General features: G+C 42.1%; 23 protein-coding genes and 2 pseudogenes. 13 read left to right on the top strand and 12 right to left on the bottom strand.

Features of this window, described 5'->3' with window-relative positions:
* The first annotated feature begins 105 nt into the window (after positions 1–105).
* Positions 106–3,393, top strand: a complete 3,288-nt coding sequence (locus HWQ44_RS17720) for an efflux RND transporter permease subunit (RefSeq protein WP_292721012.1) — start codon at positions 106–108, stop codon at positions 3,391–3,393.
* Positions 3,394–3,488: 95 nt separating this feature from the next.
* On the opposite strand, the gene HWQ44_RS17715 is transcribed toward HWQ44_RS17720, so the two are convergent.
* The gene (locus tag HWQ44_RS17715; RefSeq protein WP_292721010.1) at positions 3,489–5,411 is read right to left on the bottom strand and encodes a serine/threonine protein kinase; all 1,923 of its coding nucleotides are present in this window, start codon (positions 5,409–5,411) and stop codon (positions 3,489–3,491) included.
* Positions 5,412–5,574: 163 nt separating this feature from the next.
* On the opposite strand from HWQ44_RS17715, the gene HWQ44_RS17710 reads away from it, so the two are divergent.
* Positions 5,575–6,063 carry a hypothetical protein gene (locus HWQ44_RS17710; RefSeq protein ID WP_292721009.1) on the top strand — a complete coding sequence of 163 codons (489 nt, stop codon included), beginning with the start codon at positions 5,575–5,577 and terminating at the stop codon, positions 6,061–6,063.
* 102 nt (positions 6,064–6,165) lie between these two features.
* On the opposite strand, the gene HWQ44_RS17705 is transcribed toward HWQ44_RS17710, so the two are convergent.
* Entirely contained in the window at positions 6,166–7,680 is a 1,515-nt protein-coding gene (locus tag HWQ44_RS17705) for a dynamin family protein (RefSeq protein ID WP_292721007.1), read from the bottom strand.
* Positions 7,681–7,830: 150 nt separating this feature from the next.
* Between HWQ44_RS17705 and HWQ44_RS17700 the strand changes: the two genes are divergently transcribed.
* Positions 7,831–8,019, top strand: coding sequence for a hypothetical protein (locus HWQ44_RS17700; protein ID WP_292721004.1), 189 nt, complete (start codon positions 7,831–7,833; stop codon positions 8,017–8,019).
* Positions 8,020–8,172: 153 nt separating this feature from the next.
* Here HWQ44_RS17700 and HWQ44_RS17695 read toward each other — a convergent pair whose 3' ends face one another.
* On the bottom strand, positions 8,173–8,304 hold the full coding sequence (locus HWQ44_RS17695) for a hypothetical protein (RefSeq protein WP_292721001.1): 132 nt from the start codon (positions 8,302–8,304) through the stop codon (positions 8,173–8,175).
* Positions 8,305–8,508: 204 nt separating this feature from the next.
* On the opposite strand from HWQ44_RS17695, the gene HWQ44_RS17690 reads away from it, so the two are divergent.
* Positions 8,509–9,504, top strand: a complete 996-nt coding sequence (locus HWQ44_RS17690; RefSeq protein ID WP_292720999.1) for a folate-binding protein — start codon at positions 8,509–8,511, stop codon at positions 9,502–9,504.
* A gap of 5 nt (positions 9,505–9,509) precedes the next feature.
* On the opposite strand, the gene HWQ44_RS17685 is transcribed toward HWQ44_RS17690, so the two are convergent.
* The 4 genes and pseudogenes from HWQ44_RS17685 to HWQ44_RS17670 form a co-directional block, all read right to left on the bottom strand.
* Complete coding sequence (locus HWQ44_RS17685; protein WP_292720996.1) at positions 9,510–10,442, bottom strand: DUF5331 domain-containing protein; 933 nt, start codon at positions 10,440–10,442, stop codon at positions 9,510–9,512.
* A gap of 55 nt (positions 10,443–10,497) precedes the next feature.
* Positions 10,498–10,638: pseudogene (locus HWQ44_RS17680) on the bottom strand ((2Fe-2S) ferredoxin domain-containing protein); the annotation flags it as partial.
* Positions 10,639–10,824: 186 nt separating this feature from the next.
* Positions 10,825–11,067, bottom strand: a complete 243-nt coding sequence (locus HWQ44_RS17675; protein WP_292721056.1) for a (2Fe-2S) ferredoxin domain-containing protein — start codon at positions 11,065–11,067, stop codon at positions 10,825–10,827.
* Between the two features lie 73 nt (positions 11,068–11,140).
* The gene (locus HWQ44_RS17670) at positions 11,141–12,115 is read right to left on the bottom strand and encodes a cysteine synthase A (protein WP_292720994.1); all 975 of its coding nucleotides are present in this window, start codon (positions 12,113–12,115) and stop codon (positions 11,141–11,143) included.
* A 262-nt stretch (positions 12,116–12,377) separates the two neighbouring features.
* Between HWQ44_RS17670 and HWQ44_RS17665 the strand changes: the two genes are divergently transcribed.
* From HWQ44_RS17665 to HWQ44_RS33620, 4 genes are all read left to right on the top strand, one after another.
* A complete protein-coding gene (locus HWQ44_RS17665) occupies positions 12,378–12,746 on the top strand; it encodes a DUF3040 domain-containing protein (RefSeq protein ID WP_292720992.1) in 369 nt (122 codons plus the stop codon).
* 16 nt (positions 12,747–12,762) lie between these two features.
* Positions 12,763–14,844, top strand: a complete 2,082-nt coding sequence (locus HWQ44_RS17660) for a dynamin family protein (protein ID WP_292721053.1) — start codon at positions 12,763–12,765, stop codon at positions 14,842–14,844.
* A gap of 130 nt (positions 14,845–14,974) precedes the next feature.
* Positions 14,975–17,218, top strand: coding sequence for a dynamin family protein (locus HWQ44_RS17655; RefSeq protein WP_292720989.1), 2,244 nt, complete (start codon positions 14,975–14,977; stop codon positions 17,216–17,218).
* A 204-nt stretch (positions 17,219–17,422) separates the two neighbouring features.
* On the top strand, positions 17,423–18,064 hold the full coding sequence (locus HWQ44_RS33620) for a hypothetical protein (RefSeq protein WP_335203506.1): 642 nt from the start codon (positions 17,423–17,425) through the stop codon (positions 18,062–18,064).
* An 89-nt stretch (positions 18,065–18,153) separates the two neighbouring features.
* Here the strand turns inward: HWQ44_RS33620 and HWQ44_RS17650 are convergent.
* Together HWQ44_RS17650 and HWQ44_RS17645 are read right to left on the bottom strand one after the other, a co-directional pair.
* Positions 18,154–18,432, bottom strand: a pseudogene (locus HWQ44_RS17650) (type I restriction endonuclease subunit R); the annotation flags it as partial.
* A 23-nt stretch (positions 18,433–18,455) separates the two neighbouring features.
* Entirely contained in the window at positions 18,456–18,650 is a 195-nt protein-coding gene (locus tag HWQ44_RS17645) for a hypothetical protein (protein ID WP_292720988.1), read from the bottom strand.
* Positions 18,651–18,920: 270 nt separating this feature from the next.
* Here HWQ44_RS17645 and aspS point away from each other — a divergent pair, with 270 nt between their 5' ends.
* The 4 genes from aspS to HWQ44_RS17625 all read left to right on the top strand — a co-directional run bounded on the left by aspS (position 18,921) and on the right by HWQ44_RS17625 (position 22,866).
* Positions 18,921–20,708: an aspartate--tRNA ligase gene (aspS, locus tag HWQ44_RS17640; RefSeq protein WP_292720985.1), complete on the top strand. Its 1,788-nt coding sequence runs from the start codon at positions 18,921–18,923 to the stop codon at positions 20,706–20,708.
* Positions 20,709–20,828: 120 nt separating this feature from the next.
* Positions 20,829–22,001 (top strand): DNA cytosine methyltransferase, encoded by a 1,173-nt coding sequence (locus HWQ44_RS17635; RefSeq protein WP_292720983.1) that lies wholly within the window; start codon positions 20,829–20,831, stop codon positions 21,999–22,001.
* A 3-nt stretch (positions 22,002–22,004) separates the two neighbouring features.
* Positions 22,005–22,667 (top strand): restriction endonuclease, encoded by a 663-nt coding sequence (locus HWQ44_RS17630; protein WP_292720982.1) that lies wholly within the window; start codon positions 22,005–22,007, stop codon positions 22,665–22,667.
* Positions 22,668–22,722: 55 nt separating this feature from the next.
* On the top strand, positions 22,723–22,866 hold the full coding sequence (locus HWQ44_RS17625) for a hypothetical protein (protein WP_292720981.1): 144 nt from the start codon (positions 22,723–22,725) through the stop codon (positions 22,864–22,866).
* A gap of 16 nt (positions 22,867–22,882) precedes the next feature.
* Here the strand turns inward: HWQ44_RS17625 and HWQ44_RS17620 are convergent, their stop codons facing one another.
* Positions 22,883–23,038, bottom strand: coding sequence for a hypothetical protein (locus HWQ44_RS17620; protein WP_292720979.1), 156 nt, complete (start codon positions 23,036–23,038; stop codon positions 22,883–22,885).
* Between the two features lie 111 nt (positions 23,039–23,149).
* On the opposite strand from HWQ44_RS17620, the gene HWQ44_RS17615 reads away from it, so the two are divergent.
* Entirely contained in the window at positions 23,150–23,953 is an 804-nt protein-coding gene (locus HWQ44_RS17615; protein WP_292720978.1) for an SAM-dependent chlorinase/fluorinase, read from the top strand.
* On the opposite strand, the gene HWQ44_RS17610 is transcribed toward HWQ44_RS17615, so the two are convergent.
* Both HWQ44_RS17610 and HWQ44_RS17605 read right to left on the bottom strand, forming a co-directional pair.
* Entirely contained in the window at positions 23,950–24,183 is a 234-nt protein-coding gene (locus HWQ44_RS17610; RefSeq protein WP_292720976.1) for a hypothetical protein, read from the bottom strand. The two genes, HWQ44_RS17615 and HWQ44_RS17610, sit on opposite strands and share 4 nt — an antisense overlap.
* 9 nt (positions 24,184–24,192) lie before the next feature.
* Positions 24,193–24,615, bottom strand: coding sequence for a GUN4 domain-containing protein (locus tag HWQ44_RS17605; protein WP_292720974.1), 423 nt, complete (start codon positions 24,613–24,615; stop codon positions 24,193–24,195).
* Positions 24,616–24,651 lie beyond the last annotated feature (36 nt).

Here is a 24,651-nt window from a genome sequence, read left to right as displayed (position 1 = left end):
CTCCTAACTCAAGACTCCTAACTCAAGACTCCTAACTCAAGACTCCTAACTCAGCACGGGCTAAACCCTAGTTATCCGCTAACAGCACTCATTCAAAGGAGCGCAATGAACATTTCCGAGCTATTTATCCGCCGTCCAATCATGACAACCCTCGTTATGGTTGGCATTTTGATATTTGGGCTGATCAGTTACCAACAGCTACCCGTTAGCGACCTGCCTAATGTGGATTATCCAACACTCCAGGTAACAGCTAACCTGCCCGGAGCTAGTCCAGAAACGATGGCTGCCTCAGTCGCAACTCCCTTAGAGCAGCAGTTTTCTAGCATAGCAGGATTGAGTTCGATGAACTCTACCAGTTCTTTGGGTACCACACAGCTGACACTGCAATTTGACCTAAATCGGGATATCGACGGCGCAGCCCAGGATGTGCAGTCTGCTATTTCTAAGGGAGCAAAGCAGTTACCGACTAATATGCCTAATCCCCCATCTTACCGAAAGGTAAATCCGGCGGATCAGCCAGTCCTTTACATCTCCCTCAATTCGTCTATTCTGCCCCTCTCAACTGTAGACAAGTATGCTGAGACATTGCTGGCACAACGCCTGTCAATGGTGGATGGGGTAGCGCAAGTGCAGGTGTTCGGTTCCCAAAAGTACGCGGTACGAATTCAGCTTGACCCGGAATCGCTGAGTGCCAAAGGGATAGGAATTGATGAAGTAGCAACTGCGATCGCTAATGGAAATGTCAATCTACCTACCGGAACACTTTACGGTCAGCAGCAGAATTCTACGATCCAAGCAAACGGTCAACTCAATGATGCCGCCAGCTATCGCTCCCTAAGTGTGGCTTATCAAAATGGCGCACCAGTGCAGTTAGGAGAACTGGGTCAAGTCCTCGACAGTGTGGAAAATGATAAGATTGCGAGTTGGTATTTTCCTGTCAAGAAAGAGAGTAAGGAACAGGGAGGAGGAGAGAAGTCCTCAATCCCAAATCCAAAATCTCAAATCCAAAATTCTGGCGTCCGAGCGATCGTTCTGGCAATTCAGCGCCAACCGGGAACTAATACCGTTCAAGTAGTGGATGCAATCAAAAAACTGCTACCCACCTTCCGCACACAGATTCCGGCGGCTGTGAATATGGATATTCTCTACGATCGCTCCCAGTCAATTCGGGAGTCGGTGGATGATGTCCAATTCACGCTGTTGCTTACCATCGCTCTGGTGGTGCTGGTAATCTTTCTGTTTCTCCGCAATATCTCGGCTACAGTCATTCCCAGTTTGGCAGTACCGCTTTCGATAGTAGCGACTTTTGGAGTCATGGTACTACTGGGTTTCTCCCTCGATAACCTATCGCTGATGGCGTTGACCCTTTCAGTAGGTTTCGTGGTAGATGATGCCGTAGTCATGCTGGAGAATATTGTCCGCCACATGGAAATCGGTGAAAGCCGCATGGAAGCAGCCCTAAATGGTTCTAGAGAAATTGGTTTCACAATTTTATCTATGACCATTTCCTTAGTAGCAGTATTTATCCCGATACTATTCATGGAAGGCATTCTGGGGCGGCTGTTCCGCGAGTTTGCCGTTACTATCAGCGTTGCAATCTTGGTATCTGGTGTAATTTCCCTCAGCTTAACGCCAATGCTGTGTTCCAGATTCTTAAGTCCACCTCATCATGAGCAAGAGAGTGAGGGAGCAGGGGAAGCAGGGGGAGCAGGGGAAATCGAGGAGCAGGGGGGAGAGGGAGAAATTCTTAACTCCCAGTCCCCAGTCCCCAGTCTCAAGTCCCGAATCAAAAATTTCAACCGTCGTCTTTACAACTTTTCAGAAAATATCTTTAATGTAATTTTGGGCGGATACGATTGGAGTTTGAAGAAATCGCTCAAGTATCACCGCACAACAATGGTGATTTCGGGAGCAATTCTTGTAGCAACGGTGTATTTATTTATCATTGTGCCGAAAGGGTTTGTTCCCAATGCAGATGTTGGGCAAATTACGGCAACTACTCAGGCATCAGAGGATATATCCTTTGATGAGATGGTAAAACATCAACAGGCTGTAGCTGCGATCGCTTATCGCGATCCGAATGTCGATTCTATCAACTCCAGTGTTGGGGCTGGTGGGCCCAATGCTTCCGCTAATGCTGGCAGAATTTTAATCGAACTCAAGCCACGCCATGAGCGCCATCTCAGTGCTGATGAAGTTGTGCAGGAACTCCGACCGAAGTTGTCAGTTGTGCCTGGAATCAAAGTTTTCTTACAAAATCCCCCAGCCATTAATGTCGGTGGACAACAGACAAAAGCGCAGTATCAATTTACTCTGCAAACTCCCAATATTGAAGAGCTTTATCAGTATGCTCCAGTTTTAGAAGAAAAACTGCGATCGCTCTCAGATTTACAAGATGTTAACAGCGATTTGCAAATCAAGAATCCTCAAGTAAAAGTAGACATCAACCGCGACCACGCTTCGGCTCTAGGTTTGACTGCCAATCAAATCGAAACTGCCCTGAGTAATGCCTATGGCACTCGCCAAGTTTCCACCATTTACGCCCCCGATAGCCAGTATCAAGTAATTATGGGCGTGGAACCAAAATATCAGCAAAATGCCAATGCCCTCGATTTACTTTCAGTTCGGGCCCCCAGTGGACAACTTGTACCTCTCAACGCTGTAGCAACCTTGAGCAAAGATGTGGGCCCCTTGACCATCAACCACAAAGGGCAACTTGCTTCTGTCACCTTCTCCTTCAATCTCAAGCCAGGAGTTTCTCTCGGTAACGTCACAGGTAAAATTGAGCAACTCGCCCGTCAAACCCTGCCACCTACTATTAGTACAGCCTTCCAAGGTTCAGCGCAGGCATTTCAATCTTCGATTCAGGGCTTAGGATTGCTACTGCTGGTTGCCATCTTGGTGATTTATATCGTGTTGGGAATTCTCTACGAGAACTTCATTCACCCGTTGACAATCCTTTCTAGCTTACCCTCTGCCGGATTTGGGGCAATACTGACCCTGTTGCTGTTTCAAGTTGACTTGAATATTTATGCCTTCGTGGGCATCATCTTGCTGGTTGGCATTGTGAAGAAAAACGGGATCATGATGGTTGACTTTGCAATCATTGCCCGTCACAACGGCAAAACCCCCTATGATGCTATCTATGAAGCCTGCTTGGTGAGGTTCCGCCCAATCATGATGACGACAATGGCAGCACTGATGGGTACGCTACCCATCGCCCTCGGTTTGGGAGCCGGAGCAGATACACGCCGTCCTCTTGGTTTAGCAGTAGTTGGGGGGTTAGTCTTCTCGCAGTTTCTTACACTTTATTTGACACCAGTTTTCTACACCTACATGGAGTCTTGGCAAACAAAGCTCAAAAAACGCAATTGGCGCAAACAGCCAATTTGATCCTCTCCCGACGGAACAAATAACGCTTGGCTCATTTGTTCCGTCGAGGGATTCTACATTCACAGACTCGCCGTTAGCTTAAACACTCCTAACTGTTAAAAACCGCTTTTAGGAGTTTCTGTAGCATTAGGACTCTCTGTAGTGGCAGGTTGCTTAGTATCGGGAAGTTTCTCTTGGGTACTCTTCTGATTACCTTGATTTTCTAGCTTAGTTAGTGCCTGTTTTGCCAGATTTTCGGCTGCTTGTTTAAATAATGGTTCTATTCTATTTCGCCAATATTGAGTATTAGGCAACTTTTCTGGATGGTTTCTATAATCTAAAACTTTATCCCATTTACCATCATCTATTGCTTTGTTGATCTCATTAGATAACGCCTCCGCCTTCGCCCAATCTTCCTGCCACTGGGCAATCATTTTGCCCGTCTCTTGGATACTAGAAGCAGCATTTGCCGGAATCGACCTCAAAAGTGCGATCGCTCCAATTATATCCCCTGAATCATACTTCTTTTTTGCTTGTTCGATAATATTGGCACTGTTATCATTAGGCTGCGATCGTTCTGATTTCTCAGCAGCGTCAGTTGACCCTTTCGGCTTTTCTGGTAATGGAGTTGCGACATTCCTCGATTTTGGTTTTGCCTGAGGAATTGTTCGAGTCGCAATCAGGGTACTATCATCTACAATCCTAGTTGCAATGCCCTTTTCACGTAGGCAAGAAGCCCATTCTTGATTATTGACTATCACAGCCGGGTGTGCCCAAGCCAAACGGCCAGATTTAAGTTTAACTTCTATCCAACCTGCTTTTGTCCGCTTGCCAGTCACCTCAAAATTTGTATTATCAGCAACAGTTTGCAAAATATTACCAGAATTTATCGAACTAGGTTCAGAACGAATATTAGAATTTCCGACGACAACAGCCGAGCATTTATTTGCTAAGACGGTATCTTTACCTGTAAGATTTAAAGCTAAATTTTTCACATTTGGATATACATTTGCTACCAAGGCAGCTGCACCACCCGCCAGTAATATGCCAATTAATATCGGCCAGGGGTCGGATTTACTAGAGTCTTTACGCGCAGGTTTGACAGGATTTGCTGGTGCAACTGCAACAGTTTGCAGCCGAGATACTTGACGCTGGGATTTGACTGCTTGGTAACTGGAATTTTTGGCGGCTTCTTGAGGTGTGGAAAGTGCAGGTACAGGATTAATCGCGTCTTTACATGCTTGCAGTGCTTCCGTGGCGTTTTGGTAGCGGTCTTTGAAGTGATAACGCACCATTTTGGACAATACTGCCGCCAGTCGATGGTTCACGGTTACTGAATGCCGCCAGATAATTTCCCCCGTTTCCGGGTCTTCTTGCAATTCTGTTGGCTGTAATCCTGTTAGTGCTTGAATAGCAATAATGCCAAGGGAATAGATATCGCTGTTGGGACGGGGTTTACCTTGCCCTTGTTCTGTGGGCATATAGCCAGGAGTACCGATAACCACTGTAGCAGAAGCTTGTCCGCCTACTGTTACCAGTTGTGTACGCAGTTGCTTTACTGCTCCAAAATCAACTAAAACTAACTTATTATCTGAGGCACGACGGATGATATTATCCGGTTTGATGTCGCGGTGAATCACACCTTGGCGATGAACAAATTCCAGAATCTCCAGAACTTCCTGCAACAGTTGAATTACTTGTCTTTCATTCCAACGCTTACCAGGTATAAGTTCCTCAGCTAGGGTATGTCCTTCAATATATTCTTGTACTAAATAAAACTCTTGGTTTTCGTCAAAATACGCTAGCAGCCGGGGTATTTGGTCATGGTTGCCCAGTTTTTCTAAGGTTTCGGCTTCGCTATTGAACAGGCGTTTAGCAGTATCAAAAACTCTGGGGTCAGTTCCGGGTTTAAGGTGCTTGACAACGCAAATGGGATTTCCTGGCCGCCTAGTATCTTGGGCAATGTAGGTTTGACCAAATCCTCCCATCGCGAGGACTCGAATTACTTTGTAACGATGGTCTAGTAGCTTGCCTATCATATTCCCTCCCCAGAGTTATTACCTAATTTTCCAGCTGGTAATAAATATCTCCAAATTTTCTTCAATGAAATCCGCTATCTTGAGAAAAGATTTAGATTAAAAACGCAGCTTTTTAATAAACGCAGACTGTTTATTTTTCTTTTAGTGCCCCTGTTTATTACCAATGCCACCTAAAATAACAAATCCAGTTGCATGGCAGCAGGCTGAAATCCTCATGCAACCTGCTTTCATTCGCGTTATCGACAATATCCGCAAGCAGCTTGATGAATCTTCCTGGACAGGAACTTACCACGATGTCCTGATTTGGCCGCCTAGCACCACTGATGAAATCAAAGCATTGGTGACTGAACTGTTGCAAGCAATGGAAACTGCAACGCCCCAAGAAGCAGATGAAATCAGAGGAACTCTGGCTCGTCTGCCGATGCCCCATCCAGGATATCATCTACGTTTGCAGCGTCAACAGCAAGAAGCAAGTATCGATTTGTGGGAACTGTGTTATGAAGTGTGTTTTCTTGAATACACACCACACAAGGAAGTTGCTGATATTGATACTAGTTTAATCGATGAATTCGGTGAAGTGGATTGGCTGCGTTTGGATGCTAAGTCAAAAGAGTTAGTTGAGCAGGCGTTTGCTAAATTGCCAGAGAGTTGAAGCCCTGAAAATAGAATACACGAACTAAACCCACTTGCGTGGGCTTATTGAGTAAGGCAAAGCTATTTTCAACCTATCTGGAATGTGGGAGAGGTCTATCGCCTATCTGATTCTCTGCAATGGCTTCCAATTATCTAAGGATACTCGAATAGCAGTTACTTCATTCAAGTATTCATTCAGTTTGACTTTTTGAACATTAAGAGTTTCACGAATTTGTTCAGCTTCGGCTTCTCTGGTCTCCCGCTCTTTCAACAAGCGGTCAAACTCATCTTGAAAGCTTTTAATATAGTTATTGATCTGTTGCTCCGCATTCTTAAAGTCATCTAAGACTTGCTTGTGAATGGTTCGTTGTAGAACTTCTTGACTTCCTGATACCTGAGTGTCTATTTTCTGCTTAATTAGTTTAGTTGTTTCGCGCAAATCAACTTCGTAAAAGGAGCGTTGATCTTCAACTTGAATAGTAGCTTGATACGGAACTTGCTCAGTATAACTTTTATCACTTTTGCATATGCTACCTGATTTTTCGATTTTAGATTCTGAGCAGAACTTGGTTTCCGTTTGAGTCCTTGTAAATACTTCTACCTGATGTTTCACTTGTGCATCTATTCCTTGAAATTCAAATCCGGGAAACTGAATAGGATTAATATTTAGCTTAACCTGTAAGGACTCTCCAACATATTTAGATAGTTCATTAGATATTTCTTGAATATCTGCTTGAATTTCCCTAACTAACTGTTCTCTAATTAAAGTTCCGTTTCTGACAAGCTGATCTTGCGTATCTATCCACCAACTTTGAATAAGTGGACTACAAAACTCATTGATAGTACAACCAATATCTTGAGCCTCTTTTTCAGTATCTACTCTAATTTTGTATGGATCAGCAATTTTCAACTGAGTAGAATGATGGCTCTTAAATGGTGCTGAAATAACTTTACTTAATACTTCTACTAAAGGACGCTGTACTCCAAAAGAGAATGCTAAACCACCCAAAATAGGAATATTATTAGGTACAGTCAGACCCATACTTATATTATTGCTGGGAATCTCTGCTTGTGGAAGCAGTTCAGTGATATCCTGAGTATTAGTTTTCGGGTATTCAGTAGAACTAGACTTGGCAATTCGATCGTTAATAGCTTCGATAGAATGTTCTATCTCAAAGCGTATAGTTTTATCAGGATTGCCTTTCTCTCGAATCTCGCGGGTACGCATCAGAAATTTTTGCTGAATTTCTCCAGCTTCACCTTCAGTAATAACAAGAGGTCGTTTTTGTCCATCTCGATATTCCAGAAGTCTGGGAATTTGTCCAGATGGAATATGTCGGACATCTGTACGGCAAATTGTACACGCGGCTGTCTCACTTGCCAGAATATCAGCACCAATCACGGCATTCAAAAAGGTACTTTTGCCAGCTTTCATCGCTGCAATTACGGCCACCTGATACTTCTGCTCTTTCAATGCGTGTAGGGCTTTGTTGATCTCATCCTCAACATTCTGCAAACTTTTTGTATCGTCTCCTTCGCTGAGACGGCCTTGGCGAATTTCCTGAAGGTACTGTAATAGACGTGTGCCAGTGTTGTAAATGCTGTCGTGTGCTGCTTGAAACTGTTCAGAGGACATAATTATGTGAGGAAAAGATTAGTTAAAGCACGTACAGCTTAAATTACTAATGAAAACATTTACCTCAGTGATTGCACTGCTATACTATAGGCGATCGCACTCCATCCCAATCAACAAATCATCCAGGTAATCGCATTGAAAGAAAGCTATATGAACAACCCTGAAGAAGAACTAAAACTACACTTAAGACCCCGTGCGACAGAAACAGTATCAATAAAGATACCAACAGATACATTGCGATCACTCGAAAAAGTAGCAGCCAGTCAAGATATGTCACTTGAAGCCTTGCTCAAGTTATATATTGGGAAGGGTTTGCGGCAAAATTTAGCCAAGTTATGATCTGAGTAGGTACTTGAATCAACTGCTGAAGTTCTAGGAAGACATATCGAATCGAAAAAGGAAATTTTAACCATCATTCAAGAAATTCAAGCTGAAGCAACTCTTAAGTGATGTAAACAAGCTGGGGTGGAAAAATAGTGATGCCTACGGCGTTTAAGCGACACCTATTTCTACCTGAAGTGTCTTAATTTGAGGAAGAACAGTAGCTACTGGTGGTTCAAAATGCAGTGACAAAGCTTCCTCAAGATTAGCCAATGCCTCAGTTTCAGTCTCGCCCTGTAGCAATATCAATCTCCAAACACTGTGCCACAAACCAGTTCCCTTCCTGCCATACGCTTGCAGTAAAAGTTCGTTTCATAAGTTTTTATTGTTCGGCACTGTCTTTTGATTATACGCTACAAGAAAACCAGAGGTAGATTGAAGCCACAAACCCTTATTTGCTAAGATTTCCAGTGCGACAACATTGAAACAGGGCAACTTCTCATCGCTATGCCAACATCTACACTTGACGATAAAGACGCAGCAGCTATCGAAGCTGCCAGAGTTGGGGTTGCAATATGCGATCGCACCGCCTGGGGACGCATCAAAGTAGCTGGCGACGATCGCCTGAATTTCTTACACAACCAAAGTACTAACAATTTTCAAATACTCAAGCCAGGACAAGGTTGTGATACGGTTTTTGTCACTTCCACAGCCAGAACAATTGATTTAGTAACCGCCTACGTTAGAGAAGATGCGGTAATCCTGCTAGTTTCACCCAACCGCCGCCAATATCTCATGGAATGGCTGGATAAATATATTTTCTATGCCGATAAGGTGGAATTATCTGATATTACCCAATACACCAACACTTTCAGCCTGATTGGCCCAGGAAGCGACGCTGTTTTAGAAAAGTTGGGTATTGGCGAACTCATCGGCCAACCTTACGGAAGTCACAAAGTATACACTATTGCTCCGGCTGAAGGAGTGAGGATTGCTGTGGGTAGCGGGTTAGCCGCGCCCGGATACACCTTCACTTTCCCCTATACTGACAAAGAAACGGTGTGGAACAAATTGTTAGAAGCTGGGGCAGTAGAGATGAGCGATCGCGCCTGGGATGCCTTGCGAATCTTACAAGGCCGCCCCGCCCCAGATGCGGAACTCACAGATGATTACAATCCTCTGGAAGTTGGCTTGTGGCAAACAATTTCTTTTACTAAAGGTTGCTATATTGGGCAAGAAACTATTGCTCGGTTAAATACATACAAAGGTGTAAAACAACACCTTTTGGGTATTCGCCTCAGTGCCCCTGTGGAAGTTGGAAGTGCGATCGCAGTTGGAGATGAAAAGGTCGGCAAACTTACTAGTTACACCCAAACCGCTGATGGTTACTTTGGACTAGGTTACATTCGCACCAAAGCTGGTGGTGTAGGCTTAAAAGTCCAAGTGGGAGAAACTGAGGGTGAAGTCATAGAAATCCCGTTTGTTTCTCACGAGTACCCGTAAGCAGTTCAAATCAAAATATCCTTCTCTTTTTCCCTAGCGCCGTAACAAAATTCATCTACCCAAGAAGCTATACTACGGGCATTAGTGGTTGCTAAATTCACTTTGCTTTTAACCTCTTGTGATTGAATATTCGGATCTTTGTCGTTGCTTTTAACCTCAGTAGTAATTGCTAGCGATCGCACTGGTTTGCCATTACTGTTAATCTCAGTAGTAATTGCCAGCAATGCACCTACAGGGATTCGGTTAGATGACGCATTGCTTTTAACCTCAGTAGCTACGGCCGCAGATGGCATAGTTTTGGATTTGGTGTTAACCTCAGCAGTCATTGTCAGCGAGGTTCCTGAAGGGAGGCGTTCTAGGGGCGATTGTAGTGGTTGATATTCGCTTACAAAACCGGAGGCTGGCGTTTTTGCCGGAGTATCTGGAGCAACTCTAGTAGCAAATGCAACTACTAACTCAGGTTTGCGTGTCCGAACTACCTCAGTGGTAGCTGTAAATGATGGCACAAGTTGATCGGCGCGTGGCAAGTTGGAGTCTAGAGTCTTAGCAAGAGAATTAGGCGCAATCTTGGTAGCAGTTACAACCGATGACAGATGTTTATCCTCAGAATACTTCTCATTTGGCGACTCATTTTCAGCTTGGCTGGTAGCTATGGAATAGTCTGATTTTATTAAACGTAACTCTTCATCAGGATTGAAGTTAAGACCTAAAGCAGCGACTATTTTATCTGGATCGTTATTTAGATCCAGCATAAAACAAAGTATTTCATCAAACTGGGGTTCCAAAACAGACAGTGTTGCCAAAATAAAACCGGACAAAGGACGGCGCAGACCATCGTAAGTGGCCCAAATTCGCATTTTGACCAGCCAGGAAATATTTTGCTTGTAGTAAATAAGCCACTTTTGTTTTAAGGATTGACGCAACTGCTGGATATTCATAGGATGCCTCACTTCAGTCAACAAGATTGCAGACCTTGATATTGAAAATTTAGCTTTATTTCTGGGGATGAAACCGATAATAGAGCATCTGTTGGACTCTTTGACCACCTAGCAAATGATTTTCTATCAGTAGAGATACTTCATCCGACTGAACACTGCTATACCAGACCATATCGGGTAATACCAGTACCATCGGCCATAGGTGTCAAGTTAAGCTCAAACTTCCTATGTCAATAAGCATTTATGCTTAACAATTTGGTTTGAAAGGGACAAAAAACGAACTTTTTCAGGGACTATTAATGCTTTGTTTATTAGCATCACTCCCAGCTTGCGTATAAAAGTCAGAAAAAAGTTCACCTTTATACTTCGTTCCTAACAAAACCTATCGTTGACAAATGGGTTTTAACCTTAAGTTGACACTAATGACCATCGGCCCATTGCCACATTGTCCTAAACAGCTGCTAGCCGTTACAGTTACACCAGGGATTGGCAAAGCTATAAAAGCTGCTAAAACCTTGACTGCACCTTGCTTTTTACAAGTACGGTTTTGACAAACCCGCACACATTTAGGAGAAGAGTGTTGGTCTATTATCGGCAAGTTTGATGGTTGAGTGATGTTGGTCATTTGTCCTTTGTCCTTTGTCATTTGTCACTTGTCAAAAGTCGGAAGCTAATGACCAATGACTAGTGACTAATGACTACTCTATTGAAAGTCCTTTTGAGGCTAGCCATTCAGGGTTGAATATCCGCGACTGATACCGAGAACCACTATCACATAAGATGGTAACAATGGTATGTCCTGGGCCCAACTGCTTCGCTAAGGCAACAGCTGCCCCAACATTAATACCCGTTGAACCGCCCATTAACAGGCCATCTTTCCTCAGTAGTTGGTAAACTACCCGTAAAGCTTCTTTGTCATCTATTTGGATGGCATCATCAGCAGGTGCGCCTTCCATATTGGCTGTGACACGACCATTACCGATACCTTCGGTAATGGAGTTTCCTTCTATATTGATTTCGCCGGTTTTGACATAGCTATAAAGTCCACTACCCAGCGGATCGGCAACAACGCATTTAACCGCCGGATTTTGTTCTTTCAAGTACAACGCCACACCAGCATAAGTACCACCAGTACCAGTTGCGGCTGTCCATGCATCTATTTTACCATCTGTCTGCGTCCAAATTTCCGGCCCTGTGGTTTCGTAGTGGGCGCGGCGGTTGGCTAAGTTGTCAAACTGATTCGCCCAAATGGCATTTTCTAATTCAGCAGCGACTCTGCCAGATAGCTTGACGTAGTTGTTCGGGTCTTTGTAGGGTACAGCAGGGATGGGACGAACTTCTGCTCCCAGTGCTGTCAGTGCGTCTATCTTTTCTTGTGACTGGGTATCGGGAATAATAATTAAGCATTTGTAGCCTTTGGCGTTGCAAATATGTGCTAGTCCAATGCCAGTATTACCAGCAGTTCCTTCTACAACGATGCCACCAGGTTTGAGTAGACCTTTCTCTTCTGCGTCTTCGATGATGTAAAGTGCGGCGCGGTCTTTGACGGAACCGCCAGGATTGAGGAATTCTGCTTTACCAAGAATTTCACATCCTGTTTCTTCACTAAAGCTGTTTAAGCGAATCAGGGGTGTGTTGCCAACAGCCCCGACAAAGCCATTTTTAATATCCATTTTGACTGTACCTGTGTGAGTATCTATAAAAATTTTGGCTTATAGCGGTGGCATGATTTGCCTAAAATCCTATGATGCTACTAAAAAAAAGACAAATTTAGAACTAACCTTAGTGATTAACTTCCAGCTTTAGTTTAGCAGGCAATGAAAACTAAAGTAGTAATTGTACTGGGGTTAAAAAATATTTGTGTAAGCTAGTATACTGCATGACTCACGAGTGAATGCTGACATCATTTCATTGTCTTAGATGGAGTAGACACCGATGACATCTGAAAGCGTAGGCGTTGGCGTAGCCTCTCGTAGAGAAGCCCGCCGTAGGCATCGCCAAAAAGAACTTGATCATCGGAAACGTTTACTACGAGAACGAGAAGTTGAATTGCGATTCCAGGAAATGGAAACTAACATCCATCCTACCGATGCGGCTTTTCATCAAACTGTGAAGCATCAGCCAGAAAATTCCCAGAAACCTTGGATGCAAAAAATGATTCTGGGTGGGAAGTTGTTTGCTCTTGGTGTGGTAGCGCTGGTTGTAGTCAGAATAGCCTCAGTGGTGGCTGGATTTCTTATTATTACTGCACTGGGGTGGATGTCTTACAAGTTATTTTTGGAATTTAAAAAAACTAATCTTTAATAAAGGTGTAACTATGATGAATGAGCAAGTAGCAACTGACAGATTTATTCAAGATTTAGAGCGTGTTGCTCAAGTCCGCTCCGAGATTTCTGTATGTTTGAGTAAACTGGCTGAAACAATTAATCAAGCTGAATTGGCTGGAGATTCTTCATCAGGAAAACTCAGTTTAGAGCGAGATATTGAAGATATTACAGTAGCTAGTAAAAACCTTCAGCAAGGTGTATTTCGCCTGTTGGTATTGGGCGATATGAAACGAGGAAAAAGCACCTTTCTCAATGCCTTAATTGGTGAAAATTTATTACCGAGCGATGTTAACCCTTGTACCGCAGTATTAACAGTTTTACGATATGGCCCAGAAAAGAAAGTCACCATTCATTTTAATGATGGTAAAAGTCCGCAACAGCTAGACTTTCAGGACTTTAAATATAAATATACTATTGATCCGGCTGAAGCTAAAAAACTAGAACAGGAGAAAAAACAAGCATTTCCAGATGTAGATTATGCAGTAGTTGAGTATCCCTTAACGATACTAGAAAAGGGAATTGAAATTGTCGATAGTCCAGGATTAAATGATACAGAAGCGCGAAACGAATTATCTTTAGGTTATGTAAATAATTGCCATGCAATTTTGTTTGTGATGAGAGCTTCTCAACCTTGTACCTTGGGTGAGCGTCGCTACCTAGAAAATTATATCAAAGGTCGAGGATTGACAGTTTTCTTTTTAGTTAATGCTTGGGATCAAGTGCGGGAATCACTGATTGATCCTGATGATGTAGAAGAATTACAAGCATCTGAAAACAGATTACGGCAAGTATTTAACGCGAATTTAGCAGAATATTGTACTGTAGAAGGTCAGAATATTTATGACGAACGCGTGTTTGAGCTTTCGTCAATTCAAGCACTCAGACGACGGTTAAAAAATCCCCAAGCTGATTTAGATGGGACTGGCTTTCCGAAATTTATGGAAGCACTGAATACTTTTCTTACCAGAGAACGTGCGATCGCAGAACTTCGTCAAGTCAGAACCTTAGCTAGACAAGCTGTTAATCATACTCGCGAAGCAGTTGCTAGACGAATACCATTACTCGATCAAGATGTCAATGAATTGAAAAAACGGATTGATTCAGTAGAACCTGAATTTAACAAACTCACAGGTATTCGGGATGAATTCCAAAAAGAAATTATCAATACCAGAGACACTCAAGCAAGAACGATTTCCGAATCTTTTCGCAGCTACGTTTTAAATTTAGGCAATACCTTTGAAAATGATTTCTTACGTTATCAGCCGGAATTAAATCTGTTTGATTTCCTCAGTACTGGTAAACGAGAAGCATTTAACACCGCACTGCAAAAAGCCTTTGAGCAATATATCACCGACAAATCTGCTGCTTGGACATTAACTGCTGAAAAAGATATTAATGCAGCTTTTCAAGAACTTTCTCGTAGTGCTGCACAATATGGCGCATCTTACAATCAAATCACAGACCAAATTACAGAAAAGCTCACTGGACAAGACGTAAAGGTACATGCCACTACTACTACTGAAGAAGATAACTCTCCCGGTTGGGCAAAATGGGCAATGGGATTGTTATCACTCTCTAAGGGAAATCTTGCTGGTTTCGCAATGGCGGGGGCTGGATTTGATTGGAAAAATATCTTGTTAAACTACTTCACTGTAATTGGTATAGGTGGGATAATTACAGCAGTGACAGGGGTTTTGCTTGGCCCTATCGGGTTTGCACTGCTAGGTTTAGGAGTAGGATTTTTGCAAGCAGATCAAGCGCGTAGAGAGTTAGTTAAAACGGCGAAGAAAGAGTTAGTTAAACACCTACCACAAGTGGCACATGAGCAATCTCAGGTTGTATACAATGCTGTAAAAGAGTGTTTTGACTCTTACGAAAGAGAACTGAGTAAGCGGATTAACGATGATATTGTATCTCGCAAATCTGAATTAGATAATTTAGTCCAGCAGAAACAAACCCGCGAGATAAATCGTGAGAGTGAGTTAAAACGTTTAAAAGATTTACAGGAAAATGTAATAGCTCAATTGCAAAAAATCGAGGCGGCATATAGCAATTTATTAGCTTACTATAGCTAATATATTTCATGACTCTCGTTCTCAGCTTCTAGCTGGGAATGTATAGCAGGAGGCTCCGCCTCCAATAAAGGAAGTAAGGCGGTAGCCCCAATGATCTACATTACCAGCTTCTAGCTAAGAACGAGAAACTATGCAACAACAATATGAAGGTTACAAAAAATTAGTAGATTCTCTCAAATCTGCATCTGCATTACTGAATTTAGACCACAAATCGCAACTACATCAAGATATAATTACCATTTGCAATCATCTGGTTAATCCTAGCTTTCGGATTGCGGTATTTGGCCCCTTTAATCATGGCAAATCTACTTTACTGAATGCCATGCTGGGGAATCGCACCTTACCAATTGATTTAATCCCTACCACAGGCGCATCGATTACTGTTAATTATGGCTCTGATGTGCGAACTCGCATCATGTTGGTAGATGGGACAGAAATCTATCGCAATGGCACAGAAATTTTACAGCAATTTGCAATTCTTGATGGTAATAGGCAGATGCGAAAAGATGTAGCATCTGTAGAAGTTTTCTGTCCGCATCCTTTCTTGGAAACAGGAGTAGAATTTCTCGATTTACCGGGAACAAATGATAGAGATGAACAAGATAATTTAGTTCGAGAACAACTTCTAAGTGCAGATTTAGTTATCCAATTATTAGATGCACGGAAGTTAATGACTTTGGGTGAACGGGAAAATTTACGAGATTGGCTATTAGATCGCGGTATTAAAACAGTTATTTTTGTTGCTAATTTTCTTAACTTACTCGAACCTGATGAGCAAAAACAAGTTCAAAATCGTCTGTTGTTTGTTGCAGAAAGCTTTAGAGCCGAATTACCTCCAGGTTTTAGTAATTTATATCGCGTTGATGCTTTACCTGCCTTAAGAGCCAGATTAAAAGGCGATGTTGCTGCTGCCAATAGTAGCGGATTAGCGGCTTTTGAAACAGCTTTGCAAAATATTGTGGGGATTTTGCAACCAAATAGTGGTAGTGTGCGTTTGCCAAGAGTGGAAGCGATCGCTTCTCAAATCCAACACTCATTAAAAGCCAAAATTGACCCAATTGTTATTGAATTAAAATTCTTTGATAATAAACAAAATAGCAAAATTGAAATTAAACAAAAAGCAGCTAACTTAATTTATAAAGGTTTTACTACTAGCGTGGGAGAGTTACGCGATTGGCTAGCATTACCTAAATTACTAACAAAATATCAAGCTGACGCGGCAGTTGCATTGGCAGAAAATAACTTTAAAGCTTGGCAAACAAATACTCTTAAAAAAGACCTGACTCAATTGCAATTGGCTGCGATAAAATGGCTTTATCAGGCTTACGAATTTTTTCAAGAAGAACGGCCGCAAGATTTATTAATTCCCTTTCCTCACCAACCACAAGTAATACTACCCCCAAAGCCAAGCAGTACTGATGATTTGAGTGAACCAGGTTCTATCGCTGTTGGTGGCGGTATTGGTTGGTTGTTGGGCGGCCCAGTGGGTGCTGCTGTCGTCGGGAGTATTTCTTATTTGTTAAACAAGAATATCCAAAAACAAGACGAACAATTAGCAAAGGAATCTTATCATCAGGACGTTGCTAAACTTTGTATAACTGCAATTGAAGATTATTTATCTAACTTCAGCAAACAAGGATTATCAATTTTGAATGAATATGAACAGAAGTCCGATAAAGTAATTTGCTTTGAAGTCAGTCAAGAACCAGTAGAATTTACTAATAAACGGGAAAATTTGCAGCAGTTACAAAACGGTTTTAATCAGTTATTACGAGAGTTAGAAAAAGTCAAAATCCTCTCAAATCATCAACCTTATAAAGAAATACCCAAATACAGCAATACCAAGATAAAATATTCGCCACAACCAAAGAGAGTTAAAATTTCCCCTGAAAAAGATTCTGACGTTAAGCAACAACAGGAAAATACTGCCAAGAATACTGGGACAAGGGTAGAATCTGTTTCTACATCACCGCCAAAAGCTTCTCCTTCTCCACGCCCAGAAGAGGTAGAGGCTAAATTTCGTGATTGGGAACTCAATGAAGAAATAGCGCAAATGAAAGCAGAGATGCGTAGTTCTAAGGCTTGTCGTCAGACATCGCCTGGTTTTAAAACTGGTAAACAGCAACATACAACTCAAAGCAACAAAGCACCCACGCAACCCAAAACCCAGACGGAAAAAGATAAAATTACTCGCGCCTACAGCATTTTAGGATTGCCAGCAAATGCTTCTTTAGCTGAGGTAAAACAGGCTTATCGAACTTTAGTGAAAAAATGGCATCCAGATTTGTTTGTGAATCAGCCGCAGCTACAAAAACAAGCACAAGAGAAAATGCACTTAGTTAATGAAGCTTACACAATTTTGAGCGAGAAATGAACAACTAGATCCCCAACTCCTCAAAGGAGTCGGGGATCTTTAGATTATCGTTAAAAAAGGGTGTGATCGCAGAAAAAAAGGCTGTGCTTGCACTCACAATCAAATTTCTGCCTCAGTCAATACCTCATGGCTGAGGTAGAAACATTTTCAATTGCCTATTCAAGATTTTAGCCTTAACGTAGAACTGCTAAGTATATATTAAGGATGCGAGGAGTGGTCATGAGGCAGACACAGGAGCTAGGACAGATTATCATCCTGAATGGTGCTCCGCGATCAGGGAAGTCAAGCATTGTCGCAGTCATCCAGGAGACATTTGATGGTCTGTGGATGAACTTGGGTGTCGATAGGTTTATGCAAATGACTCCCGCACGATACTTGCCTGGGATCGGTCTGCGGCCAGGGGGAGAACGTCAGGACATCGAACCCCTTGTTCCCATTCTGTACAGCGCCATGTATGAGTCCATCGCCGCCCACAGCCGCTTGGGTGTGAATGTCGTGGTTGATGTCGGACACCATGATGCCTACGCAATAGAGCGAGGCATTCTGGCCGATAGTGCCCGACGTTTGAAGGGATTGCCAGTCTTGTTCGTAGGCGTTCGCTGCCCCATTAAGATCATTATGGAACGGCGACAAAACACGGGGGGGAACGTGGTCAGTGTAGCCGACTCGTTGATGCCACATCTAGTTCAGTTATGGCAACGTGAAGTCCACATCCCTGGCATATATGATCTTGAAGTCGATACCTCGGTGTTAAGTTCGGGTGCGTGTGCCGAGGTGATCCGCCAGTACCTCGCAAATAGTCCAGCACCATCAGTATTCCAACGACTCGCTGCACACCATACTTAATTAGATTTAGATTGAATTTTTCTTGCCGACTTGCTTAATATCTACATGAATAATTAATTACAAATTACCAACTAAGAATTATTCAGTCATCATGCAGGAGCAATCGCTTTACCAATACCCTTGAGAATTTGCAATATTTTATACCCCTCTCTAGCAGAGGTAAATAGAGCAAAGACTCGCGATAGATCGTATTGAGGAGTAGGTGTTTGCCTTCATTTAACGTCAATCCGTCCACGCAATACTTCCTCTCCATCATCCAGCAGCAACTCTACTGATGACTCTGCGGCAATTTTAAAAGGAGGGTCGTCAAATGCTGCGATCGCTAGTCAGGGAGACACCACCAACAAGATAACTGTCTCCTCTAATATCGTGTCCGGTTCAAGACTTATCATTAAGGGGGCAGGGGGAAAGAGGGTTTTCTGGTTTTTGCACAGATGCGGGAATTATAACTAATTAGGCGGACATGATATAACACATCATCTTCGCCACGATGATCTAGATATCTGCGCCGCACTACATTCAGGGAGGTTTTTTCAGCTTCAGTAATTTTAGGTAATTTTTCAGACCACTCTGGGAAAAACTGCACGTCCTCAACTCGGACTAAACCGAATCGGTTATGGGTATTGGTTAAGCTGGTAATCGCTTCTGTAGTTGCTGCTGTCTGTATAATTCACTTTACTATTTCTTCCTGTCTATGAAAACCTAGCCTTCCGGTGTTATGGCTTCCTTATATATATTCTGAGATTATTTGATTTTTTATTTCACTAGAACTACTACAATTACTATTGATGCTAGATAATGGGAAGGCTTTGACATTTTCTTCCCAATCTAGCCCAGACAAACAGAACTAACACTTATGCGAACTCACTATTGCGGCGAACTCCGAAAAGAACATATTGGAGAAACAGTTACCTTTTACGGATGGGTAGACCGTCGCCGCGATCACGGTGGTGTGATATTTTTAGATTTACGCGATCGCTCTGGAATTGTCCAAATCGTCAGCGATCCGCAACGCACCCCAGATTCTTACGAACATGCGAACGCCCTGCGAAATGAATATGTTGTCAAAATCACTGGTAGGGTAACACAACGTCCCGAAGAATCGCTGAATACCCGCATCCCAACAGGCGAGGTAGAAATCTATGCCGATAAAATTGAACTCCTCAATGCTGTTCGCAAACAGTTACCCTTCCAAGTTTCTGTAGCTGAGACCGAGACAGTGCGGGAAGACTTGCGGCTGAAATATCGTTATTTGGATTTGCGACGCGAACGGATGGCGCAAAATTTGCAACTGCGTCATCAAATTGTCAAAGCCATGCGTCGTTATCTGGAAGATTTGGAAGGTTTTATCGAAGTCGAAACCCCGATACTTACCCGTTCTACCCCAGAAGGGGCGCGGGATTATGTTCTACCCAGTCGCGTCAATCCTGGTGAGTGGTATGCTTTGCCGCAATCACCCCAGCTATTTAAACAATTGCTGATGGTATCCGGCTTAGATAGATATTATCAGATTGCCCGTTGCTTTCGTGACGAAGATTTACGCGCTGACAGACAACCGGAATTTACCCAATTAGACATGGAAATGAGCTTCATGTCCCAAGAAGAAATTATCGAACTAAACGAGAATTTAGTTTGCCATATCTTCAAAACCGTTAAAGGAATTGAGTTACAACGCCCTTTTCCCCGCCTCACTTACGCTGAGGGGATGGAACGTTACGGGAGTGATAAACCAGATACCCGCTATGGTTTGGAATTAGTTGATGTCTCAGATATTGTGAAAGACTCTGGTTTCAAAGTCTTTCGAGACACTGTTACTAATGGTGGTATCGTCAAAATTCTCCCCATTCCCAACGGTAACGATGTAATTTCTAACGTTCGCATTAAACCAGGTGGCGACTTATTTAAAGAAGCCAGCGAAGCCGGTGCTAAAGGTTTAGCGTATATCCGCGTCAGGGATGATGGCGAAATTGACACCATTGGCGCGATTAAAGACAACTTAAGCGAAGAACAAAAACAAGAAATTTTACGCCGTACAGGTGCAAAAGCTGGACATTTGCTGTTGTTTGGGGCTGGTGATGCTGCTACAGTTAATAAAACTTTAGATAGATTACGGCAAGCGATCGCTAAAGAATTTGGTTTAATCGATCCAGAAAAAATCAACTTGCTGTGGATTACAGATTTCCCAATGTTCGAGTGGAATGCTGACGAAAAACGTTTAGAAGCACTGCATCACCCATTCACAGCACCGCATCCTGATGATTTGAGTGACTTAAAAACTGCACGCGCCCAAGCTTATGACTTGATACTCAATGGCGTAGAAGTTGGCGGCGGAAGTCTGCGGATTTATCAGCGAGAAATTCAACAGCAAGTCTTTGAAGCTATCGGTTTATCTCCTGAAGAAGCACAAAGTAAATTTGGCTTTCTTTTAGAAGCATTTGAATATGGTACACCGCCACATGGTGGCATCGCTTACGGTTTAGATCGTTTGGTAATGTTGCTAGCTGGAGAAGAATCCATTCGAGATGTCATTGCTTTTCCGAAGACACAACAAGCACGTTGTTTGTTAACAGATGCGCCTTCGAGTGTAGATGCTAAACAGTTGAAAGAATTGCACGTTGCTTCGACTTATAAACCAAAGTCTTAGTAAACTAGGGAATTGTCTAAGTAGGGTGGGCAATGCCCACCAATTACTTGATTTAAGAAATTGAAGATAATAATAATATACCTCTTTACTCATAGACATAATTTGTTTCCAAATTTTTAGATGACAACAAACAAACTCAAAGCCTTAGAGCTTTTTGCTGGTATCGGTGGGTTTCGCCTGGGTATGGCAAATGCAAATATTCAAACAGTATGGGCGAACGATATCAATGAACTTTGCTGTAAAGTTTATGAAAGTAATTTTGGCAAAGACTCTATTTTTTTAGGCGATATCAACGAAATCTCCATCTTAGACATTCCTAATCATGATATTTTAACTGCTGGCTTCCCTTGCCAACCTTTTAGTCCTGCTGGGAAAAAACTTGGCGTTAGAGATATAGTTAGGGGAACACTATTTGAGCGCATTATAGAAATATTAGACCAGAAGCAGCCAAAATATTTTTTTTTGGAAAATGTCAAAAGACTTTTGACAATGGAAAATGGCTATCATTTTAGATTAATTTTAAATGCACTTTCTGAATTAGATTATTTTATCGAATGGCGAATAATTAGCCCCTTGAGCTTTGGTATTCCTCAAAATCGAGATAGAATTTTTCTCTTTGGTACAAAATTAAACTCAACAGATATAACACCTAATACTTTAGAAAATCTATCAGTTTTTTTAACTAAAGAAGACAATATCTTATTGCCAAACATCGAAGTTCCATTGTTTAAATATATGTTACCAATTATGACAATGAAAAGGAAAAATGATAATTGGGGAATTGCCTATAAAAATAAGATGTTCACTCAAAATATTTCGTCATTGCCAGACATCAAGCTGAGACAGAGGCTTCAGGATATTCTTCAGGATGAGTCAATAGTGGATATCCAGTTTGATTTTACTGCCGATACACTGGAGCGGATTAAGCAAAGTAAACCTGTAAATCGCTATTGTAATGGAGTTGAAATTTTGTACAACCAAGACGGAGGCGCGAGGCTTGGTTATACTATATTTGGAACTAATGGCATTGCCTCAACATTGACTGCCTCAACATCAAGGCATTATGAACGCTACCAAGTAAGTGATAAATTTCGACGTTTAACTAATATTGAATATGCTAGACTGATGGGTTTTCCTGATGATTGGTGTCAAGTTGCTAGAATTTACGATCAATACGCATTGTTTGGAAATGCCGTTGTACCAGCTTGTGTAGAGTGGGTGTGTAAAAGAATCGGCCAAAGAAATTTTGAATTGAGTAAATCTGCTTGGCAACAATTAAGTTTGGCTATTTAAAAAATGGAAGTGCTAACCTTATCCTCTCTCAAAACTGCTGCACGAGATTTTTGTGTTGCGCTAAGTACAACACCGATTCTTAATTTGTATGGCGTTACAGATGGCAAAGCAGTAGGAACATATGTTGAGTTGACTTTTAATCAATATTTGTCTACAAAATATGAATATACCCTTGGTAGTGCTGCTTTAGGAATTGATTTTCCTGGACTAGAAGTTGATTTAAAGGTGACATCAATTCGTCAGCCCCAATCTTCTTGCCCTTTTCGGAATGCCAGTCAAAAAGTATATGGATTGGGCTATCATTTGCTGATATTGGTATATGAAAAAATTGATGAGCATAGCTCTCGCACTGCTAATTTAAAATTCCAGAATGTTGTCTTTGTATCAAGAGAAAGAACTGGAGATTATCAAACAACCTACGGTTTAAGAGAAATCTTACGTCGTAATGGCAACAAAGAAGATGTAATAGCATTTTTAGAAGAACGTAACTTTCCTTTAGATGAAATTGGGCGTGAGATACTTGCAGAAAGAATTTTGCAGCAACCGCCAGAAATTGGCTACCTGACAATTTCTAATGCACTACAGTGGCGGTTGCAATACAGTAGGATTATCCAGGTAGCAACTACGATGACAACAGTAGGTGTAGAAAATCTACTGCTAGGGTGAAGGTAATTGATGCTGCTGCCAGAATAGAATTAAGCTGCTACCTCCAGGATTCCTTATGAGTGAATCTATTACCTTGACAGATGCTGGCTCAATTGGCAGCATAATTCAATTAATTGCAAAACGCTGTAAGAGTAAAATTGCCAGTAAACCCCATAAAAAGAAAAAACCCGCCGTAGCGGGTTACACAACAAAACTATGAACAATGAAAACTTGATTTAGCTGGAATACCTCATCTCTGCTTCCAGTTGACGAATCAGTTGTTCGTCGCCTTTTGCTCTGGCTACTTCCAAGCGATGCTCTAGGCTTCTTTGAATATTCGCTCTGTGAGCTTCTCTTGCTTTGCTCACACTTTGTAGTCTATTTTGACTCATAGTGATTACCCTCTTTAATTTTTTGCTTTATATCTTGCATCCTTAACATAACACATATTTTGTAGCTGTTGCTACAGAAATTTATATCTTAATGTATATCTTACCTCAAATATGTCTAAAAAGCAGATAGATCAACAACCACTCGTGACTTTACTAAGCGATTTTGGCGATCGCGATGTTTATGTAGGCATAATGAAGGGAGTTATTGCCCAAATCAACTCCAGACTGACGGTGGTAGACTTAACGCACCAAATTCCACCGCAAGACATCGCCGCAGCCAGGTTTAGCTTGATGAATGCTTATGCCTATTTCCCAGTGGGGACAGTGCATGTAGCAGTAGTAGATCCGGGTGTGGGGAGCAAGCGACGAGCGATCGCAGTAGAATTTGCTCAAGGGTTTCTGGTAGGCCCAGATAATGGTATATTCAGCGGGGTACTCAGTCAAAGTCCAGCGATCGCAGCCGTCGAACTCACAAATCTTAACTATTGGCGAACTCCTCAACCAAGCAAGACTTTTCACGGTAGGGATATCTTTGCACCAGTGGGAGCTAATCTTGCTAGTGGTGTCTCCCTGAAACTGTTAGGACAAGAAATTGATCCAGCAAGTTTAGTAAAACTGGATATAGGCGACTGCAAGCAAACAACCACTGGTATAGTGGGTTGCATTCAATATATTGACCATTTTGGCAACCTAGTGAGCAACATTCCAGGGAGTTATGTACAAGGCAAAACTTGGTGTGTGCAAGCAGCTGGGTTGAGTATACTAGGCTGTGAAACTTATAGTGATGTCAAGGTAGGAGAGATAATAGCTTTAGTTGGTAGTCACGGCTGGGTAGAAATTGCCATTAATTGCGGAGATGCTCACTCACAGTTACAGTTAGATTGCCAAGAACCGCTTCAAGTCGTACTAACTTAAATACCGCACCTCGTAAGTGCCGCATCCAAAGAAACATCAAAGTTGTATCCTCTTTCCACAGTTGGTAGATGTCCTGGAGGGAAGGTTTTAAAGTTTGGTTCCTTGCCAGGTTTATACTCGTATCTTTTAGTTTGCTGATTATAGTTCCACTGAATCAGCCAGTCACCTGTTAAAGTTTGCCATCCCACCGCGTCATACATCTTGCGATAGTCATTTTTTTCTGCCCTCAAAATCTTTTCTTAAGCGCTAAATCCCAACTTACCATCACTGGCTGTACTCCAAAGCCTGTCAATGCTTTTCAAATCGACACACGAAAGTGCATTCATTTCATCTTTGCCAATAGCACCCTCAGCTTGGGCCTTAGTCCCTGCAACATCTAGCATTCTTAAGTAAGTTTCTCTGTCAGCCCCTTGCCAATCTTTACTTTGTAAATATTTCTGCAACTGGCCGTAATCGACATTACGGGCTGTGGTAATTTCTATTTGCTTCAATGAGCTAGAATTAGTAGTTGTGTTGACTAAATTAGTGTTTCCTGGACTTTTGCTCTCAGACTTAGACCATGTTAACGAATATCCAATCCAGGCTAAAACAGCAAATATACCTATAAGACTTGCTGTGATGAGTAAAGTTAGTGTCAGAACAGTCTGATTATTCTTTGCCATTTTTGGATGCTTCTGATTACTGTGAATGCCCCAGGC

The organism is Nostoc sp. JL34 (genome assembly GCF_017114945.1).
Lineage (GTDB): Bacteria > Cyanobacteriota > Cyanobacteriia > Cyanobacteriales > Nostocaceae > Nostoc.
The sequence above is the reverse complement of the archived record's forward strand: the minus strand, read 5'-3'. Positions and strand labels throughout refer to the sequence as shown.